Origin of the sequence: Flavobacterium franklandianum (assembly GCF_007097365.1) — a bacterium.
In the GTDB taxonomy this organism is placed as follows: domain Bacteria; phylum Bacteroidota; class Bacteroidia; order Flavobacteriales; family Flavobacteriaceae; genus Flavobacterium; species Flavobacterium franklandianum.
In genome coordinates this window covers 133,546-153,795 of sequence record NZ_VJZR01000006.1, presented here as the reverse complement: position 1 = coordinate 153,795, position 20,250 = coordinate 133,546, and the positions used below count along the sequence as shown (strand labels likewise).

16 protein-coding genes are annotated in these 20,250 nt (G+C 33.9%); 3 read left to right on the top strand and 13 right to left on the bottom strand.

Going from position 1 to position 20,250, the window contains the following annotated elements; all coding sequences use genetic code 11:
• Positions 1-46: 46 nt before the first annotated feature.
• A complete protein-coding gene (locus FNW17_RS09225) occupies positions 47-865 on the bottom strand; it encodes a MotA/TolQ/ExbB proton channel family protein (RefSeq protein ID WP_144071482.1) in 819 nt (272 codons plus the stop codon).
• A 377-nt stretch (positions 866-1,242) separates the two neighbouring features.
• Here FNW17_RS09225 and FNW17_RS09220 point away from each other — a divergent pair, with 377 nt between their 5' ends.
• On the top strand, positions 1,243-2,763 hold the full coding sequence (locus tag FNW17_RS09220) for a helicase HerA-like domain-containing protein (RefSeq protein WP_144071481.1): 1,521 nt from the start codon (positions 1,243-1,245) through the stop codon (positions 2,761-2,763).
• 84 nt (positions 2,764-2,847) lie between these two features.
• Positions 2,848-3,213, top strand: coding sequence for a cupin domain-containing protein (locus tag FNW17_RS09215; protein WP_143389752.1), 366 nt, complete (start codon positions 2,848-2,850; stop codon positions 3,211-3,213).
• Positions 3,214-3,253: 40 nt separating this feature from the next.
• Here FNW17_RS09215 and FNW17_RS09210 read toward each other — a convergent pair whose 3' ends face one another.
• Positions 3,254-5,638 carry a penicillin acylase family protein gene (locus FNW17_RS09210; RefSeq protein WP_144071480.1) on the bottom strand — a complete coding sequence of 795 codons (2,385 nt, stop codon included), beginning with the start codon at positions 5,636-5,638 and terminating at the stop codon, positions 3,254-3,256.
• A 382-nt stretch (positions 5,639-6,020) separates the two neighbouring features.
• Between FNW17_RS09210 and FNW17_RS09205 the strand changes: the two genes are divergently transcribed.
• Positions 6,021-6,659, top strand: a complete 639-nt coding sequence (locus FNW17_RS09205) for a flavin reductase family protein (protein ID WP_144071479.1) — start codon at positions 6,021-6,023, stop codon at positions 6,657-6,659.
• Positions 6,660-6,736: 77 nt separating this feature from the next.
• Here FNW17_RS09205 and queA read toward each other — a convergent pair whose 3' ends face one another.
• The 11 genes from queA to FNW17_RS09150 form a co-directional block, all read right to left on the bottom strand.
• On the bottom strand, positions 6,737-7,786 hold the full coding sequence (queA, locus tag FNW17_RS09200) for a tRNA preQ1(34) S-adenosylmethionine ribosyltransferase-isomerase QueA (RefSeq protein ID WP_143389749.1): 1,050 nt from the start codon (positions 7,784-7,786) through the stop codon (positions 6,737-6,739).
• Positions 7,787-7,936: 150 nt separating this feature from the next.
• Positions 7,937-9,184, bottom strand: a complete 1,248-nt coding sequence (gene aroA / locus FNW17_RS09195; RefSeq protein WP_144071478.1) for a 3-phosphoshikimate 1-carboxyvinyltransferase — start codon at positions 9,182-9,184, stop codon at positions 7,937-7,939.
• 88 nt (positions 9,185-9,272) lie between these two features.
• A complete protein-coding gene (locus FNW17_RS09190) occupies positions 9,273-9,599 on the bottom strand; it encodes a nucleotide pyrophosphohydrolase (protein ID WP_121337600.1) in 327 nt (108 codons plus the stop codon).
• Positions 9,600-9,648: 49 nt separating this feature from the next.
• Positions 9,649-11,640: a DUF3857 domain-containing protein gene (locus FNW17_RS09185; RefSeq protein WP_144071477.1), complete on the bottom strand. Its 1,992-nt coding sequence runs from the start codon at positions 11,638-11,640 to the stop codon at positions 9,649-9,651.
• A gap of 4 nt (positions 11,641-11,644) precedes the next feature.
• The gene (locus FNW17_RS09180; protein ID WP_144071476.1) at positions 11,645-13,654 is read right to left on the bottom strand and encodes a DUF3857 domain-containing protein; all 2,010 of its coding nucleotides are present in this window, start codon (positions 13,652-13,654) and stop codon (positions 11,645-11,647) included.
• 5 nt (positions 13,655-13,659) lie between these two features.
• The gene (locus tag FNW17_RS09175; RefSeq protein WP_144071475.1) at positions 13,660-15,567 is read right to left on the bottom strand and encodes a DUF3857 domain-containing protein; all 1,908 of its coding nucleotides are present in this window, start codon (positions 15,565-15,567) and stop codon (positions 13,660-13,662) included.
• 50 nt (positions 15,568-15,617) lie between these two features.
• Positions 15,618-16,070, bottom strand: coding sequence for a D-aminoacyl-tRNA deacylase (dtd, locus tag FNW17_RS09170; RefSeq protein ID WP_144071474.1), 453 nt, complete (start codon positions 16,068-16,070; stop codon positions 15,618-15,620).
• An 82-nt stretch (positions 16,071-16,152) separates the two neighbouring features.
• The gene (rsgA, locus tag FNW17_RS09165) at positions 16,153-17,130 is read right to left on the bottom strand and encodes a ribosome small subunit-dependent GTPase A (protein WP_144071473.1); all 978 of its coding nucleotides are present in this window, start codon (positions 17,128-17,130) and stop codon (positions 16,153-16,155) included.
• Positions 17,131-17,546: 416 nt separating this feature from the next.
• A complete protein-coding gene (locus tag FNW17_RS09160) occupies positions 17,547-18,071 on the bottom strand; it encodes a hypothetical protein (protein WP_143389743.1) in 525 nt (174 codons plus the stop codon).
• 102 nt (positions 18,072-18,173) lie between these two features.
• Positions 18,174-19,256, bottom strand: coding sequence for a bifunctional 3-deoxy-7-phosphoheptulonate synthase/chorismate mutase type II (locus FNW17_RS09155; RefSeq protein ID WP_143389742.1), 1,083 nt, complete (start codon positions 19,254-19,256; stop codon positions 18,174-18,176).
• A 74-nt stretch (positions 19,257-19,330) separates the two neighbouring features.
• The gene (locus FNW17_RS09150) at positions 19,331-20,182 is read right to left on the bottom strand and encodes a prephenate dehydrogenase (protein ID WP_143389741.1); all 852 of its coding nucleotides are present in this window, start codon (positions 20,180-20,182) and stop codon (positions 19,331-19,333) included.
• Positions 20,183-20,250 lie beyond the last annotated feature (68 nt).

Here is a 20,250-nt window from a genome sequence, read left to right as displayed (position 1 = left end):
GCGTGTGTATATAATACAACGCTAAATCCTTAAAAATTATTACTAATTATTTTTGTGTACCTCTGAAATGTCTGTAAGTATTCACGATAGTGTTACCTGCCTCATCGATAGAATAAGTTAAAGTATCGATTTTTGAAGTGAATAAGTTGTAAACAACAATTGCTAATGCAGAAGTAGATATACCTGTTGCAGTATTGATAAGTGCTTCAGAAATACCATTTGCTAACAAAGCTTGGTCAGGAGTTCCTGAACTTGCTAATGCACCAAACGCTTTAATCATACCAGTAACTGTTCCTAATAATCCTGCAAGAGTTCCTAAAGAAACTAATGTAGAAAGGATAGTCATGTGTTTTTCTAACATTGGCATTTCAAGTGAAGTAGCTTCTTCAATTTCTTTGTGAATTGTTTCTGCAGCAGCTTCGCTTTCTAAACCTTCTTTTTTCACATCTTGATATTTAACTAATGCTGATCTAATTGCGTTTGCAACAGAACCTTGTTGTTTGTCACAAGCTACAATTGCACTTTCTATATCTCCTGTTTTGATACTCGTTTGAACTTCTGACATAAATTTGTCAAGATTGTTTTTTCCTGCAGCTTTAGAAATTACAGCATAACGCTCAAATGAGAAAACAATTACCATCAAAAGTAATCCCATCAAAACTGGTACAATAGGTCCTCCTTTGTAAACCATTGCTAAATAATTTCCTGGAAGTGGATGACCTGTGTTTACTCCTCCTTCAAAATTTGCTCCATCACCCATGATGAAAGTCCAGATTAACCATCCTGCAAAAATACATAATACAATAATGATACCTGAAATCATACCACCTAAACCTGAACCTTTTTCTTTTTTAACGTTTGCCATTTTCTTTTAATTTTAATAGTTTTAATAATTTATTTTATTGTTAGAATAAACTTTGTTATGGAGCAAATTTATATTTTTAGTTCAAATAAAAAAACTTTTTTTACTATTATTTAACTAATTTAACTTAACCGTAAAAAAGTGACTTTTATCATCTTTTGCATTAAAATCAATAAGTTCATCTAAAATTCAAATTTTGAAAGCAAAATCAAGGTTTTAAAATTAAATTTAAGTGTGATTTTAACACTTTGCAAAAAAAATAAAAGTGTTATTCTTTTTTTTTGTCTTAAAAAAATAAGATGTTTCTTTTTATTAGAACTAGTGAGTATAATTTGCACAAAAAAATAATATCTTGCAATTGATTTTAATTCATACGCATTATGAGCAGAAAAGAAGATTTTATTCAACACATTAATGAAGGTTATCTTTCAAAAGGTGAAAGTATAATTTTGGGCGGTGCCATGCTCGACGGTGAAGCATTCGCAGATGCGCATATAAAAATCCCTTTAAAAACACTAAACCGTCACGGATTGATTGCTGGAGCAACCGGAACTGGAAAAACCAAAACCATTCAAGTGTTGTCCGAACAATTATCCTCTTTCGGGATTCCTATACTAATGATGGACATCAAAGGCGATTTTAGTGGCATTGCCAAAGAAGGAGAAGAAAAACCCTTTATTACGGAGCGTCACGCAAAAATCAACATTCCGTACAAAATAGCCCGTTTCCCAGTAGAATTAATGTCACTGTCTGAACAAAGCGGCGTAAGGCTTCGTTCTACAATTTCTGAATTTGGCCCTGTGTTGTTTTCCAGAATTCTCGATTTGAATGATACACAAACAGGAGTAATTTCGGTGATATTCAAATATTGTGTTGACAACAAAATGCCGCTTTTGGATTTAAAAGACATCAAAAAAGTTATCAATTATATTACCGAAGAAGGAAAAGCCGAAATCGAAGAAAGTTATGGAAAGATTTCGACCTCGACAACTGGAACCATTCTTAGAAAAATAATTGAACTCGAACAACAAGGCGCCGATTTGTTTTTTGGAGAAATGTCTTTTGACATCAATGATTTAATGCGCTTTGATGAAAACGGGAAAGGTTACATTAACATTATTCGCTTAACGGATATTCAAGACAAACCCAAATTATTTTCGACATTTATGTTGAGTTTATTGGCAGAAATATACAATCAAATGCCCGAAAAAGGCGATTCAGACCAACCCGAATTGGTGATTTTTATAGACGAAGCCCATTTAATTTTCAAGGAAGCCAGTAAAACATTATTGGAACAAATAGAAACCATTGTAAAATTAATTCGTTCCAAAGGAGTTGGCGTTTACTTTATAACCCAAAATCCAATGGATGTACCGAGTGGCGTTTTGGCACAATTAGGATTGAAAATTCAACACGCATTGAGAGCTTTTACGGCAAATGATCGTCAAGCTATCAAGCAAACGGCTGATAATTATCCGTCTTCTGATTTTTATAAAACCGACGAATTATTGACCAGCCTTGGAATTGGTGAAGCATTGGTAACTGCTTTGAACGAAAAAGGGATTCCAACACCGCTTGCCGCAACAATGATGCGTGCGCCAGCGAGCAGAATGGATGTTTTGACAGAAAGTGAAATTCACGATATCAATGCCAAATCAAAATTGGTAAGAAAATATTCTGAAATTATTGATCGTGAAAGTGCTTATGAAATGCTCAACAAAAAAATCGCTATTATTGAAGAAGAAGTTGCCAAACGCGAAGAAGATCAAGCTGTTGAAAAAAGGGGAAATAGTGAACCTAGCACAGCTAGTGCAGTCGGAAAATCAGTTTTAAAAGTGCTTACAAGCGCCACTTTTATTCGTGGAGCTTTCGGAGTTTTGAGAAAACTGTTGAGAAAATAATTTGAATGGCAATTGTAATGGCAATTGTAATAAATAAACAGATTAACCTAAATGAGATTGCCGCGTGCCTCGCAATAACAAAAAATGAAAAAATACTTTATTCAAAAATCGCCTTTTGTAGTTCCAACTAATGATGGAAAACTCATCGAAGAGCATCACGGGATTCCAACTACAAACAATCCGGCAATTTCTATTGCGCATATGATTGCACCACCACATTGGAAAGAACCGTTTCAAACCCCAGAATTTGAAGAATACACCTATGTTATTTCTGGTAAAAAACAATTTATAATCGAAGGAGAAACTGTGGTTCTTGAAGCGGGTCAATCTATAAAAATTGAGAAAAATACAAGAGTTCAATACTCGAACCCGTTTGAAGAATCTTGCGAATATATCGCCATTTGCACTCCCGCTTTCGATTTTATGAAAGTGCATCGGGAGGAAGAATAAATTTAACCCTGTCAGGGTTTTGAACCCTGTCAGGGTTAAATTATTTTGGAATGAAAACCAATTTCGTCGAAGTCTTAATAATCTCTTCCTTGTTCAATTTCATTTTTCTGAACTTGCCAGTATTATACATTTCTGCTTGGTCGTTGTAATGTTTACTGAATGGATTCCCAGATTGGCCAGTAGGCAAAATACTCATACTGTTTTCTATATCCGAAAAATCAATAACTCTTCGGGTGGATGGCCCGCCTTTTACTTGATATTCGCCGGCATTTGTGAAATTAAAAAACAGATTATTAATGACTTCCGTTGAACCTGGAACTTCAAAAGGCCCCACATTAAAGACACTTCTCAAAGCGGCAACTTGACCCAAAGGATGCTGATGTTCCAGTGTGTGAACTCTGTTCCAAGTCCAGGAATCCACTTCTTTTCCCAATTGATTTTCAAGTGCAGATATTGCTTCGTGAAAGGATTTATTTAGAATTTCTGCTCTGGTTTCTTTTTTATTTTTTGTAGCAACATCATCCCACCAAATGGAACTTTCGTTTCGGCTTTGCGGTTCAATAATTTGTTTGACAATATGTGTACTCAAAAGCATATTAAAATCCGTTTCGCCCAATTCATCTTGAAAGGTGTTTTTCAAATAATTGTATATCCATTTCTGATAAATTGTTGGTGCAATATCCTTTAAATTATTGGAACCATTCCATTTTTTTAAAATCGAAATTGCTTGTTTTTCGCTACTCGAAAAAGCTTTAGAATCTAATGCAGAAATTAAATTGGCCGCAATACTTGTCGTAATCGAAGACGTATTATCATTCAACATTTCTCCTACTTCTTCTTTTGTCCAATTGCTTTTGGGTTGCAACAAACTCGAAATTCTTTTGGCCCTATCTTGTGGCAAATAGTATCCCGGATACAAATATCCGTCAACTGCTTCGGGTTGATTATTAGCCGAATAAATATAATTCCAACTTGGATTTATCGCGTGAGGATTTATAGAAAAATCTTGAAATTTTTTCCGGTCGTCTATTCCATTAGTACCATTTAAAATGAAATTTGAATTGACTGATTTGTCCAATTTATAGAGTTTGCCCGAAGTGTTCCAAGCAATATTTCCTTTGGCATCGCCGTACATTATATTTAATCCTGGCGCAGCTATTAAGGAAACTCCTTTTCTAAAGCTTTCCAAATTTTTGGAATGTGAAAGCGAATAAACCGCTTCGAGAATTTGGTTGTTTTGTTGGGTATAAATCCACGACATTGCAACTGGTTTCGTGCCTTTTATTCCTTCTAACAAATCATTCATTATTGGGCCGTGTTGGGTTTCTCGAACTTCTAAAACCACATCAGAACTGTCTTTTACCTTAATTGTTTCTTTGCGGATTGTATAATTTTGAAATCCGTTGGCAGTTTTGTATTGGCTTTTATCTTTAGGATTATCCTCTTCCTGAAACATATCGAGATCGTCATTTTCGAACATCGTTAGCCCATAAGCGTAATCGCGATTGTGTGCCAAAAGCGGAAAAGGTGTTCCAGCCAAATAATAGCCATAAATCTCATAATCAGGCACAACAATATGAGCTTCGTACCAAGTGCAAGGCTGCGAAAAAGCAATATGGGGATCATTGGCAAAAATAACTTTACCGTTTTTGGTTTTTTGCGGCGCAATAACCCAACTGTTGCTGCCAATAAAAGCAGGAACTGGCGAATTGTCGAGCAAACTCGCTACCGATTTTGAAATTTCGGAATAATCAATGGCTTTTCCATCGAAATTTTTGATTTGAGTCTTTCCAAAAGAACCATCCAAACCAAAATCTTTTAAATATCCTAAGCCTAATTTATTTCGAATATCGGTCAATAATGGATCAGTTTTTTGAGCCATTGCAAAACTAAAAGACATATAACCAAAGATATTATAGACATCTTTCAAGGTAAATTTATCTTTCTTTAATCCCAATATTTGAAATTCGATAGGCGTTTTTCCTTCTTCCATATATTGATTTATTCCATCAATATAGGCCATTGCCAATTCGTACCCTTCGGAGTTTTTGTCTAATTTGGTGATTGCTTTTTCGGAATTTTCATCAATACCCAAACCTGCAAAGAATTGATCCGTTTTTAATAATTTCGAGCCAAACATTTCCGATAATCTTCCAGGGGCAATGCGTCGCAACAATTCCATTTGCCACAAACGATCTTGAGCATGAACATAACCCAAAGCGGTCATTGCATCTTTCTGGGAACTGGCATAAATGTGTGGAACGCCAAAATCATCAAAATAAACTGTAGTTTCTTTTTGAATGTTTTTGAGCTTTTGCGCTCCTTCGTATGTTGGTTTTGAGTACAAATAATATACAACTAATGCAAGAACCAAAATTAAAATCAAGGTTAGAATGACAAGGAGAATCTTTTTAAATATTTTCATTTTTAATTCATTAGAAAAACAAATATATAGGATTTTAAAGTGATATTAACCCGTTAGGTGTAATTAATAGAAAACTCAATTATGAATAAAATTTAAAAATTTAAACACATAGAAATATAGAAAAAAAAGAGTTTGATAGACCAATTCTTGGTTTCACAAAGCTATGTTTCACTATCAAAAAGTGAAACGCCACAATAAAATCAACAAAAAACTATGTTTCTATGTTTATAAAAAATTATAAATTGAATTACATCCAACGTGTTGATATTAAACTATTTGTTTGGGGCTGGTTTGAAAATAATAATTAGAATAAATATTATTTTGTTTAATTTATTTTTTATTTTATTAAACAAAAAGTATCTTTGTGCTAAATAAATAAACAATGAAAAAAATATCTAAAGAAGAGATTTCCAAAATGGAAAAGGTGGAAAGACTGAATTTAATCAATTCTTGCACAGGATATAAATCGGCAAATCTGATTGCTACAAAATCTGCAGAAGGAAAATCGAACGTTGCTATTTTTAGTAGTGTAACCCATTTAGGGAGCGATCCTGCATTAATTGGATTCATTATGAGACCAACAACTGTTCCGAGAGATACTTATAGAAACATCCGAGAAACTGGTTTTTTTACTGTAAATCACATTACGGCTGATATGATTGCTGATGCACATCATACATCGGCAAATTATGAATTGGGTGTTTCAGAATTTGACAAAACAAACTTGGAAGAAGAGTACAAGAATGACATTGAAATTCCTTTTGTAAAGGGAAGTCCTGTTCAATTGTATTGCAAATATGTGAATGAGTATTGCATTAAGGAAAATGACACGATTCATATAATCGCATCTATTGAAAATTTATTTTTTGATGAAAATTTACGACACCCAGACGGTTGGTTGCAAATAGACAAAGGCAATGTTATTGCGCTAAATGGACTCGATGGGTATTGTTTACCAAAGTTGGTGGATCGTTTTCAATATGCTAGAAAAGACACTCCTTCAAAGTCTTTTTTAAAATAAAAAATCTCGCCATTGCTGACGAGATCTTAAATCCTCACCCCAACCCTCTACAAAGGAGGGGAGGAGAAATATATTTATTAGATGATTAACATCGCATCGCCGTAAGAATAGAATTTATATCCTTCTTTGATGGCTTCGTCGTAAGCTATTTTCATTAAATCGTGTCCACAAAAAGCGGAAATCATCATTAATAAAGTTGATTTTGGCGTATGAAAATTAGTAATCATACAGGTTGCCAAACTGAAATCGTGTGGAGGAAAAATAAATTTATTAGTCCAACCATCAAAAGGGTTTAAGGTTCTTTGCGATGAAACTGAACTTTCGATGGCTCGCATTGATGTAGTTCCAACAGCGCATATACGTTTCCTTTTTACTTTTGCATCATTCACAATATCGCAGGCTTCTTGAGTGATTTTCAACTCTTCGGAATCCATTTTGTGTTTTGATAAATCTTCAACCTCAACTGGATTAAAAGTTCCCAAACCTACGTGAAGCGTAACTTCGGCAAATTTAATTCCTTTAATTTCCAATTTTTTCAATAAGTGTTTTGAGAAATGCAAACCAGCAGTAGGCGCCGCTACAGCTCCTTCTTCTTTAGCATAAATCGTTTGGTAACGATCTGCGTCTTCTGGAGTTACCTCTCTGTTGATATATTTTGGAATAGGTGTTTCTCCTAATTCTGTCAATTTATTTCTAAATTCTTCGTAGGAACCATCATAAAGAAAACGCAATGTTCTACCACGAGAGGTTGTATTGTCGATAACTTCGGCTACTAAAGAGTCATCATCTCCAAAATACAATTTGTTTCCAATTCTAATTTTACGAGCTGGATCTACTAAAACATCCCAAAGACGCTGTTCAGCATTGAGTTCTCTAAGTAAAAACACTTCGATTCTAGCACCAGTTTTTTCTTTATTTCCGTATAAACGTGCCGGAAAAACTTTAGTGTTATTTAGAATCAGAACATCTCCTTCATCAAAATAATCGATAACATCTTTGAACGTTTTATGCTCTATAGTTTGTTTTTTACGATCAATTACCATCAAACGAGATTCGTCTCTGTTTTCGGCTGGATATTCTGCAAGAAGCTCTTTTGGTAAATTGAATTGAAAATGGGATAATTTCATCTGATAAAGTTAGAAGTTAGATGTTAAAAGTTAGAAGTTTTTGAGCTTCAACTTTAAACAGTTTGCAAATATACGATTGTGAGATAGGCGTTGTCAAGTGTTTCGGTGTTTATTTTTATTTTCACCCTAAACACGCCAAGTCACAAAGTTTTATAATTCTGAAATCTGGAAACCAATATTTTTTAAATCGTTCCAAAAATCAGGATAGGATTTCGAAACTACTTCGGCATTTTCGATAATTATTGGCACTTTTAATACCAGAGGTGCAAATGCCATTGCCATTCTATGATCGTTATAAGTAGCAATTTTCACATTCGAATGAATCTCTTTTGTTGCAACGAGTGTCAAACTATCATTCGTTACCGAAATATTGGCTCCTAATTTTGTCAATTCAATTCGAAGTGCTTCTAATCTGTCGGTTTCTTTAATTTTCAAAGTATGGAGTCCTGTCAAATGACATCCGATTCCTAAACCAAGACAAGTTACCACAATAGTTTGGGCAATATCTGGGGTGTTGTTGAGATCCAAGTTTAAAGTTTCAAGTTTAAAGTTGGGCTGTTTGACCAAAGTGATTTTGTTTTCTTCAAAGCGAGTTTCTACTCCCATTTTGGCGTAGATTTCTACCAAAGCCGAATCTCCTTGCAAACTCGTTTCTTTGTAACTAGTCAACGAAATAGAAGCTTCATTAGACAAAGCGGCTAAACTAAAAAAGTAAGATGCCGAACTCCAATCGGATTCCACTGTTAGGGTTTGTGGTTTTGGGTTGGTTGTTAATGGTTTGACCGTAATGGTATTCCCTTCAAAATTAGTATCAACACCAATTTCATTCAGCAATGCCAAAGTCATTTTGATATAAGGAATGGAAGTTATTTCACCCACCAAAGTCAATTCGATTCCGTTTTCTAGTTTCGGAGCGACTAACAACAATGCCGAAATGTATTGACTGCTCACATTGGCAGGAATACTGACTTTGTTGGCCGTTATTTTTTGTCCTTTAATTCGAATTGGCGGATAACCCTCTTGGTTTTCATAAGAGATTTGCGCTCCCAATTGTTGCAAAGCTTCAACCAGCACTTTTATTGGTCGTTCCTTCATTCTTGGCGAACCTGTCAAAACCACTTCGCAATCTTCGTTTACCGCAAAATAAGCCGTAAGAAAACGCATTGCTGTACCGGCGTGATGAATGTCTACAAGCTGGGAGTTGGAAGTTGGAAGTTGGGAGTCCAAATTCAAAGCTTTTTGCATTACTTCACTATCATCAGAATTGGAAGTATTGGCCAATGTAATATTCGGAAACAAAGCTTGTAATAATAACAGTCTATTGGTTTCGGATTTTGAACCTGTTATTGAGATTGCAGATTGCAGATTACAGATTACAGATTGCAGATATAAATTCATATTTATTTTTTTTGACAACGAAGCGCAAATATAGGTAGAGAAAAACAAAAAAATAAACCATTAAGAAATTAAGTTTCTTTAAGTTTTATCATTTTAGTTTTTCGTTGTTCTTGTGGCGGTCTTTATCTCGTACGGATTTTAAATCCATTTTCTTATCGAAAGCCGCTTGCAAATCGATTCCGGTTTGATTTGCTAGACATAAAACCACGAAAACCACGTCGGCGAGTTCTTCGCCAAGGTCTTTGTTTTTATCGCTTTCTTTTTCGGATTGTTCGCCATAACGACGGGCGATAATTCGGGCTACTTCGCCTACTTCTTCAGTAAGTTGCGCCATATTGGTGAGTTCGTTGAAGTACCGAACGCCGTGTTCTTTGATCCAAGTATCAACTTCGAGTTGGGAGTTTTTTAGGTTCATGGGATTTGTATTTGAAAACCCAAAGATATTTATTCTAAAATTTGATTCCTTATATTTTCTTTAAAATGATTTTCTCGTTTTGTTTGTCGATCATTTGCTGAAAAAATGATTTTAGATCGTTATAAAATCCAGAAGAGACAAGTTGTTTATTACTTTCTTTTACAATGGCTATTTGAATCGTGTTATTTAAAATGACGGCATTAAATATAAAAGAAACAACATTTTCTCTGATTTGTAATTTTATCGCTTTAGGGATGGATTCAACAGCATAACCTTTAGGAATTTCAATATTTACATTGAATTTCTCCTGAGCGGGGTAGCCAAAATAAATAGGAAACTCTCTTTTTTCCTGAACAAATGGATTCTTAGTTTCTGCCAAAAAAAGTTGTGGATTGATGTATATTTTATCTCCAATAATTTCACATTGATTGTCGATTGTAAAATTAAAATTCTCAATTACAGGTTTTGATGCCTCTTTGCTATTTTCAATATTATAGTCTGTAATTTGGATTCCTGGAAAATCATTTTCTACTTTTTCTAGATAATTTTGCTGATTCATTCCTTCGTATTTTTCTCTGAATGTGAATGCTTCAAAATCTGTCCTAAGTACCCTAAATTTGCCAGATAGCGCACCGTTTTCGCCAATAGAAACTATCATATTTACCCCTTTTTTTGATAGAAATTTTGGTTCTAGTTTAATTATTTCTGAAGTTCCATCCTCTCGCAACAATCTTCCAGTCCAGTTCAAGGTGTAGGTAGGCAAAATATTATTAGTTGCATATTTATTTGTTGCATCTAGTAGAATCTGTTTTCCATCAATTTCAGTTGCAGCAATTACATAATTAAAAATAGTTCTGTTGGGAAATATTGGCACCCCATTATCCAACGTACTTAATAACACTGGATTTGTTGGAATTCCGGCATAATTGAGCATTACAATAAGAATAAAATTGATTTCGGCAACATTCCCAGTTCCATCAATATAGGCTTGTTTTACTCCTTTGTCTGTATAATATCCTTTTTTGTGGTTCCAATTCATTTTATTTTGAACAAATTTAAAAATGACATCCAATCTTTCAGTTTGAGAATTTACATTTTTCAGAATACGCGCCAAATCTTGGGTGATGTAATCTCTTTCCTTGAGTTCTTTTCCAAAATCCTTATCTAAATAAATGGTTTTAGCAACCCCTTCCCAAGTCGTTGAATAATCTTTTACGGGCTCTTGATAAAATTGTGTTTTCTCTAATTCGTGTTGAATGGATATACGATAATTTTCTATGTTGTCTACAAATGGCTCTTCTTTTAAAGCTGGAATATAATAAGCCCTATGTCTATTACTTTGCTGCTCGAAACTAACTGATTCTGTTTTGTTGACTGTGTATTCATTAGCAAATTGAAGTGAACCTCGAGTGACTTTGGATTCTGATATTATTTCTGATGGCCTTTTAACTACTCCTTTATAAACAAAAAATCCAGGTATATCAACATCATATTCCGAAGAATTAACTGGGATATTGTATTGAAAAATAAAGTCTGGAAATTCGACAATGTTTTCTGATATTAAAATATATTTGAATTCTATTATTGAACCTGCTTTCACATTGGGCATAGTTATCGTAGCTTCTTTCCAATTTTTATTTATGGCTGTTTTAAAAACACCTTCTCGGTTTAATTTTGTTTTAACAATCTTGCCATTTTCAATATTATAAGTTACACCATCCGAAAATTCTACCCTATCATCGTTTAATTTATCGTATCCGGTTCGGTAAGGAAGTTTATAATTTGCCCAACTAAGCCCGTCTTTTTTATAAATTTTAATTCTATAAGAATTCTCAGTGACGATACTAAATCCGAATTTAATATCATATTTGAAAAAGGTTTTTGCTTTATTGAATAAGACTGCTGCGGATGCTGTGGTATCGTTTGGACACGCTTTTTCTTCTAACTCTTTTATAGAAACTTTTCCTAATTTGAATTCTTGTGCATTAGCATTCAGAAAAAAAACAACAAACAAAAAATTTACAAATAATTTGATTTTCATATACTTATATTTTTTTAAGAACTATTTTCTCGTTTTGTTTGTCAATCATTTGCTGGTAGAATCCTTTTAAATTTGGGTAAAAATCAGAGGGAACAATAGCTGTATTAATAGTGGCTGTGATGGTTGCTTGAATTTTGTTAGCAGTATTGACCATCATAAATTTAAAGGTTCCAATGTTGTCTTCAGTGGCAATATTTAAAGATGCAGGAATGGACTCTATAACATATCCTTCAGGAATTTCGATGCTAATAGTGAACTTATGTAGGATTGGATAACCAAAATCTACAGGATATTCCCTTACTTCTTGTTTGAATGGATTTTCCTTGTCTGTTAGAAATAACAATGGAGAAATATACATTTTGTCGTTTATAATTTCAATACTTTTTGTGTCTTTAAAAGAATAACTTTCTATAATTGGTTTAGATAAATCCACGTCGTTTTCCCTTACATAATCAGTAATTTCGATGTTATTGTTGTTGTTTTCTAATTTTTCTAAATAATTATCATTGTTTGTAATTCCATTTTCTTTTCTGAACTCCAAAGCTTCATAATCGGTTAGCTGTGTTCTAATTTTTCCTTGAGCTGATCCATCAGTTTTTAAAACGATACTCATGTTTGTAGCCTCTTTAGAAAGTATTTTGGGCATCAAATTTACTTCGGTCGATGTCCCGTCTTTGCGAATTAATCTTCCTACCCAGTTCAAATCTTGAAATGGCAAAATATTGGGTACTGAATATTTTTCGGTGGCATCTAACAAAATCAATCCTTCGGGGGTTTCTACTGCTGCAATAACCGAATTAAATGCAGTTCTACTTGGAAAAAAAGCAATTCCATTATCGCGAGTACTTACTAAAACTGGATTTGCATTGAATCCAGCAAAACGCAACATTGCTGTAAGCATTAAATTGATTTCGGCTGTATTTCCTACTTTGTCTTTATAGGCCTTTTTTACTCCATCATTACAAGAATATCCTTTAAAATCATTCCATTTTACACTTGATTTCACATAATTAAATACCGCTGCCATTCGTTCGTTTTGAACTTCAATTCCAGTCAATAATTTATTAATATCGTCTTCAAAATAGCCGGTTTTATTGAGCTCTGGTCCAAAATCATCATACCCGTTGATTGTTTTAACCACAGACTCCCAATCAGTTGAATAATATTTCAAAGTAGAATTAGGGTAATTTGTCATAGAAAGCTCATGAGAAATACTTGAAGTATAATTATCAATATTATTTACAAATGCTTCCTCTATCATGGCTGGCAAATCCTTGACAGAATAGGTGGTTTTCTTCTCAATAAAGTTCAACTCTTCATTTGAACGAGTTGGAGGGGTGCCATCCTTATTATCCCGAACATAAACATAATTAATTTTTCTGTTAGTTTTTTCAACTACTGTTTCGAGCAATACAAATCCCTTTTGATTGCTGTTGTACTCATAATATTCTGGAATATAAGTTATGTATTCGGAATAATTTACCGGAATACTAGATTGAAAATACCAATCTCTCAAAGAACCTATTAAACCCGATTTTAGTGAATATTCAAATTCTATTATTGAACCTTCTTTTACGTTGGGCATTGTGATTTTTTTTCGTCCCCAATATTTGTTTATCTTTTCAATAAATTCGCCATCACTTTTCAATTTTGTTTTTTCTACTTCCCCGTTCACTAAGTTGTAAGTATAGGCATCTGAAAAGGAAACATTTTCATTGTAACTATTGTCTAGATAGTAACGTACTTCTTGATTTGCCCAATCATATCCTTCCTTTTTGTAAATCTTAATCCTTGTTTGAACCACAGTAACTACCTCAAATCCGTCGGTATCAGAATATCTGAATTTGACTTCTCCTTTTTTGAATAATATTGCAGCTGAAGCAGCAGGATCTTTTGGATGTTCTTTTTCTTCTAATTCTGCAATTGAAACTTTTCCTAATTTGAATTCTTGGGCATTTGTATTTGAGTAAATAAAGCTAAAAAATAAAATAATTGCCAGTAAGTTGGTTTTCATGGGGTTTATTGGTTTTTGTTTAAAATTATTTTAGCATTATCGTTTCTAGAAATTTGCTCCATAAAAAGACGGAATTCATCGTATTCTGTGTTTTTGTATATTCCTTTTTTGATGAAAATCGAACGTTTATAAATCAAATTGTTATTGTCTTTTTGAATGATTTCGGTTTTGTATTCGCCGAATTTGGTATTCAATTCAAAAGTAGTAGGTAACGATTCAATCGTAAATCCTGTAGGCAAAGCAACCGCAATTTCATCAGTATCATAAGAACCTCTTTGGATTTCGAATGGGTTTTTACGGTTTCGAATTCTTTTGATCACTCCAGAAGTTTGGTTGAAGGCATTTACCACAAAAATCATTTTATTGTTTGAAACTATGCCATAATTTACGGCACTAATAGCCGTATTTTCAGTAAAACTTATTTTATCCTTATCGTTTGAAAAAGTGGTTTTATTGATTTTCAAATTATTGATATTGTCCCAATATTCTTTATAATGCTTTTCCCTTTCGGTAGGCTGAGTAGTTTCTAAACGATATTTCTGACTGTATTGTGACCCTTGAGAAACTATCTCAATATTTCCTGAAAAATCCCCGTTTTCTACTAATGAATAGTTGCCTTTGCTAGATTGAGCATTGCCTTTGTTTTCATAATTTTTAGTTCTTACAATCTCTCCTCCATCAGGTTTTACAACCAAAACAGTTCTGTCATCCGTAAAATTTGCTTGATATCCAAAAGGATTGTCCTGACTGGTACATTCTAAAAACACATAATTATCGCCGTTTGGAATCGACAATATCATATGATTTCCTTGCATTGAGACAAAATCCGATTGAATATCGTGTTTGTCTCTATCACCATACAATAAGGTAACATAGGAAGGAACATCAACAGCATTTAAAAGGGCTCTTGTATAGTTTGACAAAGCTTTGCAATCTCCATAACCCAATCGATCTACGTCATTGGCAAGCATAGGTTTCCAACCACCAATTCCTACTTGAATGCTCACATATCTTGATTTTTCCTGTAAATATTTATATACAATTGCTGCTTTTTTGATAGGATCTTTTTCCTGGCCAACAAGATTTTTAATTTTGGTTTTGGTTTCCTCAGGCAATTCAGTGGTTCCAGTTAAAAATTTATCAGAATACCACTGCCCGTATTCCTTCCAACTTTTGGCAGTACCATCAACGCCTTCAAGATGAAAAAGTTCCAAGCACATCATAACTTTTGGAAGAACAGAATAGGCTGGGCTATAATCCTCTTGTTTTAGAGCAGGAATATTGGTGGCTATATATGAAAGTTTTGTAGAAGAGTCAACCGTCTTATTGATTTTGAAATTGGCAAAATTAAATTCCATTTTCTTGAAACCTAAATTATCAGGATAACTCACATTCAAAATACTTTTTTCAACACTTAACTGATAGTCGTTTAACGGGAACCATTGCGGAATAAAAGCAGTTGTAGATGTTTCAATCTCGCTTTCATAAATTATAGTAAATGGATATTGTGTTGGGGTGTAATCTAAAAAAATATACCTGCTGTCCGAGAAGACCGTTCCCCCATCAGTGGCACATTGATCTCTAAAATCTTTTCTTTTAATTTTCTTAATTTCATTTCCAAAAGCGTCAAAAACAGTTGCTTGAATATTCTCTACAGTTGTTTTTTTGTTGTAATGTTCATAGGCATTGATAGCTTCTTGCCCTTTTTCGTTCAGAACAGTAACCACTCTTTTGTTCTTGACATTCATATTTCGTTGTGATGAAATAAGAATGTCTATTTGGTCTAAACGCACGACGGCATTAGCATTTTGCTTTAAACTGTCAGGAATTAATAAACTAGTGTATTCGGATTTTTGAGCTGAAAGAAGAGAGATTGAAAAGAAAAAAACGAAGCTAACTAATTTAAAATTCATCGGAATTATTTTAGCCCATAAATATAAGAGTAATTCTGAATAAAAAAAAGTTAATTCCTATATTTAGAATCAATTAAAATTGTCACTGGACCATCGTTTAAAAGTGCGACTTTCATATCGGCTCCAAAAACTCCTGTTTGTATTTTCTTATCTAATTCGGCTTCCAATTGCGCTACAAATTGCTCATAAAGTGGAATGGCAACTTCGGGTTTGGCTGCTTTAATATACGAAGGACGATTGCCTTTTTTGGTCGAAGCTTGAAGTGTGAATTGTGAAACGACAATAATTTCTCCGTTAATTTCTTTTACCGAAAGATTCATCACGTCATTTACATCTCCAAAAATGCGAAGATTGGCAATTTTTTGGCAAAGCCAATCAATATCTTCTTGCGAATCGGCGTCTTCAATTCCAATTAGAACCAACAATCCAGTTTGAATTTCGGCTACAATTTTAGCATCGATAGTTACCGAAGCGGAAGAAACTCTTTGGATTACGGTTTTCAAATTATTTTTTTGAAATTAAATTTTGACATTGCAATTGCTTCGTCCCGCGCAATGACAAAGTTGCTAAACTGCCACCTGAGCACTACTTCCTTGTTTCATCACTTGCTTTTCGATCTTCATCAAATGAATCCACACGATAATTTTCGTCGTCTCCTTCAAGGATTTTCAAGTAACTGTTGTAGCGCGACCAAGCGATTTCATCTTTATCCAATGCGGCTTTTATGGCGCAATGCGGTTCTTCTTTATGCAGGCAATTATTGAATTTACATTGCTCCTTCAACTTGAAAAACTCCGGAAAATAACCACCGATTTCTTCCTTTTCCATATCGACAATCCCAAAACCTTTTATTCCTGGCGTATCAATTATTCGAGCGTCAAAACTCAAATCATACATTTCGGCAAAAGTCGTGGTGTGCTGTCCTTGTTTGCTGGCTTCGGAAATGGTTTTGGTTTTTAGATGTAAAGAAGGTTCCAAAGCATTGACCAAAGTGGATTTTCCAACACCAGAATGACCAGAAAACATAGTAACTTTACCAATCATCAATTGTTTTAATTCTTCTACTCCTTTGCCAGTTGTAGCAGAAACACGCAAACATTGGTATCCAATTTCTTGATAAACGTGTTGCATATACAATTGTTCATCTAATGTAGCTTCGTCGAAAGTGTCAATTTTATTAAAAACCAATATGGTTTCAATGCCATAAGCTTCGGCGGTGACTAGAAATCGATCGATGAAATTGAAAGTAGTTGGCGGATTATTGATGGTTACCAAAAGAAAAACACGGTCAATATTCGAGGCAATAATGTGCATTTGATGGGACAGATTTACCGATTTTCGAACAATATAATTTTTCCTTTCGTGAATATTGTGAATGGTTCCTGTAACCGTATCCGATGATTCTTCGAGTTCATAATCTACAATATCACCCACAGCAATAGGATTGGTGCTTTTGATGCCTTTGATTCGGAATTTTCCTTTCATACGGCATTCGATAAAATCGCCTTGATCGGATTTTACGGTGTACCAACTTCCTGTAGATTTATAAACGAGTCCTGTCATTGAGGATTTTAGATTTCTGATTAACAATTTTAGACCCGAGAGCTTTGCTCAAACTGGCGAAACATTTCTGATTTACAACCTAAAACTTTTTGCAAAGATAAATGATTGTTTTACGTTTAAAGTTTAAAGTTTTTAGAAATCTTATAAAAAACAAAATCCCAAAACGATACGCCTTGGGATATTTGTTGAAATCTGAATTTACGACTAACGAAAATTTGAAATCGTCAATCATCATTCTACTTTTGTTATGAATTCAATATTTTCTCTTGGTGTTCAATACTTCCTTGTAGAATACCTTTGAATAATTTGATAATAAATTTTTATGGCGTACTACAAAAATAGTTACAAAAAGAATGATTCTAAAAAAAATGCTATTCATAAAATGACTGCTCATAAAAATAATAGCTGTGTAAAATTTAGTATTTATATCCAATACCTGTTTTAATAGCTTGAGTACCGCCTAATTGATTTGAATTATTCCCAGTTGTTGTTTTGTCTGAAGTCATTAATATGAATGGACATCCTAAAACCGCAGCAGCTTTTTTTAATTTTATTTGTGCTTTTATATCACCCGTATTTCCTGTGTGATAATTTATCAAACCAGTCTTACCTCTTACTTCAACTACTTTTTTAAGACCCGAAATGTATGCTTTTTCCTCTAGGATAACAACTTTTTCCCAGTCATCTTCAGTAGAAACAACAATTTTTTCAGTCACTTCTTCAACTCTTCCTGATTTACCATAAACAATTTTTTCTATGGCATATTTACTAATGGTATTTTCGGCATCCTCACCGTCGTATATAAATACAACAGTAAACTCCTCAAGTTTTACAACCTTCCCTTTTACAACTTCTCCATTATGTTTGTTGATAATATCAACTTGGGCATTAACCATTGAACCTGATATTAGCATTGCTAATACTAAAATAATTTTTTTCATTTGATTTGATTTTTACAGTTATATATTATTCAGCAATGATACAAAAAAAACCTACAATGAAATTGTAGGTTTTATAAAATAAATTAAAAAAATTTTTAGCACTTACGAGTTCAATATTTTCTCTTGGTGTCCAATACTTTCTTGGTGAATATCTTTGAACAATCTAATAATAAATTCCTCTGTTAAACCTTTTTTAGCACCTTCAGCAATCATTTTAGCTTGAATTTCGTTCCAACGATTGTTTTGAAGAACGGCAACATTCGCTTCTTTTTTCACTTGTCCAATTTCGTCAGCTACTTTCATACGTTTTCCCAACAAATCCAATAAATTAGCATCTAAAACATCGATGTTTGCTCTTAGTTTTGTCATTTTAGTTGTAAAATCGGGTGTGTTACCGCTCACATTTCTGATTTTCAAATCTTTGAAAATTTGTTTCAAAGCGTCTGGAGTTACTTGTTGAGCTGCATCGCTCCAAGCATTATCAGGGTCATTGTGTGTTTCGATAATCATACCGTCATAATTCAAATCCAATGCTTCTTGAGTCACTTCAAGAATCATATCACGGTTTCCTGTAATATGTGATGGATCGATAATTAATGGTAAATCAGGGAATTTATTTTGCAATTCGATAGCAATTTGCCATTCTGGAATGTTTCTGTATTTTGTTTTTTCGTAAGTAGAAAAACCTCTGTGAATTACTCCTAAATTTTTGATTCCAGCAGCATACAAACGCTCTACACCACCCAACCATAAAGCCATATCAGGGTTTACTGGATTTTTAATCAATACGATTTTATTAGTTCCTGCCAATGTATCAGCAATTTCTTGAACCGCAAACGGATTTGCAGTAGTACGAGCACCAACCCATAAAACATCAATATCATTTTCTAAAGCCAATTTACAGTGTGCAGCAGTGGCAACCTCAGTTCCCATTAGCATTCCAGTTTCGGCTTTTGCTTTTTTCAACCATTTCAAACCAATTTCTCCAACACCTTCAAATCCTCCTGGACGGGTTCTTGGTTTCCAAATTCCTGCTCTAAAAACGCTTACATCTGAGTCTTTCAGAGCATGAGCAATTTTCAAAACTTGTTCTTCTGTTTCAGCACTACAAGGTCCTGCTATTACAAATGGATGAGTCAAATTGAATTCGTTCAACCAATTTCTCATTTCTTTCTTGTTTTCCATCTTATTTATTGTTTGTCGTTTATTATTTGTTGTTTATTGTTCTTTTTAACTGCAATCTGCAAACTGCAAACTGACTACTTCTTCATTCCGTTTAATATTTCCTTTATTTTATTCACGCTTTGCATTTCAGTAAAAATCGCTTCGTAATCGTCTTTTTCTAATAAATCTTTGAAATGAGACAAATTAGCAATGTATTCTTCCAATGTTTTTATGACTTGCTTTTTATTCTGTTTGAAAATTGGTGTCCACATTGCTGGTGAACTTTTGGCTAAACGCACCGTGCTTTCGAATCCAGAACCCGCCATGTCAAAAATATCCTGCTCGTCTTTCTCTTTATCGATCACCGTTTTTCCTAGCATAAACGAACTAATGTGCGACAAATGCGACACATAAGCAATGTGCTTATCGTGCGATTTTGGATCCATATATCGGATTCTCATTCCCATACTTTTGAACAAATCCAAGGCTTTTTCCTGTAATTTGAAAGTCGTTTTCTCGACTTCACAAATAATATTCGTTTTTCCTTGAAACAAGTCTTTTATCGCCGCTGATGGTCCAGAAAATTCCGTTCCCGCTATAGGATGTGTTGCTATAAAATTTCTTCTTCTAGGGTGATTCGCCACCGCTTCGCAAATAGGTATTTTGGTCGAACCTACTTCAAAAACAATTGTATCCTCTCCGATAGCATCCAAAACTTTAGGCAAAAGAGTCAAGGCAACATCCACAGGAACCGAAACTATCACAAAATCGGCTTCTGCTAAATCATCAAATGTAGCCGCTTTATCTACAACTCCCAGAGCAATGGCTTCCGCCAAATGACTTTCGTTGTTGTCAATTCCATAAATAGTCGCGTCTGGATGCAGTGATTTGATGTCCAAAACCATCGAACCACCTATTAATCCTATTCCTATTACGTGTATGTTCATTAAATTTCAATATTTTAAATTCCAAATTCCAATGGCAATATCAATGTCAATTGCAAAAATCAATGATA

Bases quoted from the DNA above. Each gene is read 5' to 3' on its own strand.
- FNW17_RS09175 (WP_144071475.1), bottom strand. From the start codon at position 15,567: ATGAATTTTAAATTAGTTAGCTTCGTTTTTTTCTTTTCAATCTCTCTT.
- aroA (WP_144071478.1), bottom strand. From the start codon at position 9,184: ATGAATTTATATCTGCAATCTGTAATCTGTAATCTGCAATCTGCAATC.
- FNW17_RS09190 (WP_121337600.1), bottom strand. From the start codon at position 9,599: ATGAACCTAAAAAACTCCCAACTCGAAGTTGATACTTGGATCAAAGAA.
- FNW17_RS09155 (WP_143389742.1), bottom strand. From the start codon at position 19,256: ATGGAAAACAAGAAAGAAATGAGAAATTGGTTGAACGAATTCAATTTG.
- FNW17_RS09215 (WP_143389752.1), top strand. From the start codon at position 2,848: ATGAAAAAATACTTTATTCAAAAATCGCCTTTTGTAGTTCCAACTAAT.
- FNW17_RS09185 (WP_144071477.1), bottom strand. From the start codon at position 11,640: ATGAAAATCAAATTATTTGTAAATTTTTTGTTTGTTGTTTTTTTTCTG.
- FNW17_RS09220 (WP_144071481.1), top strand. From the start codon at position 1,243: ATGAGCAGAAAAGAAGATTTTATTCAACACATTAATGAAGGTTATCTT.
- FNW17_RS09225 (WP_144071482.1), bottom strand. From the start codon at position 865: ATGGCAAACGTTAAAAAAGAAAAAGGTTCAGGTTTAGGTGGTATGATT.
- queA (WP_143389749.1), bottom strand. From the start codon at position 7,786: ATGAAATTATCCCATTTTCAATTCAATTTACCAAAAGAGCTTCTTGCA.
- FNW17_RS09180 (WP_144071476.1), bottom strand. From the start codon at position 13,654: ATGAAAACCAACTTACTGGCAATTATTTTATTTTTTAGCTTTATTTAC.
- rsgA (WP_144071473.1), bottom strand. From the start codon at position 17,130: ATGACAGGACTCGTTTATAAATCTACAGGAAGTTGGTACACCGTAAAA.
- FNW17_RS09150 (WP_143389741.1), bottom strand. From the start codon at position 20,182: ATGAACATACACGTAATAGGAATAGGATTAATAGGTGGTTCGATGGTT.
- FNW17_RS09210 (WP_144071480.1), bottom strand. From the start codon at position 5,638: ATGAAAATATTTAAAAAGATTCTCCTTGTCATTCTAACCTTGATTTTA.
- FNW17_RS09160 (WP_143389743.1), bottom strand. From the start codon at position 18,071: ATGAAAAAAATTATTTTAGTATTAGCAATGCTAATATCAGGTTCAATG.
- FNW17_RS09205 (WP_144071479.1), top strand. From the start codon at position 6,021: ATGAAAAAAATATCTAAAGAAGAGATTTCCAAAATGGAAAAGGTGGAA.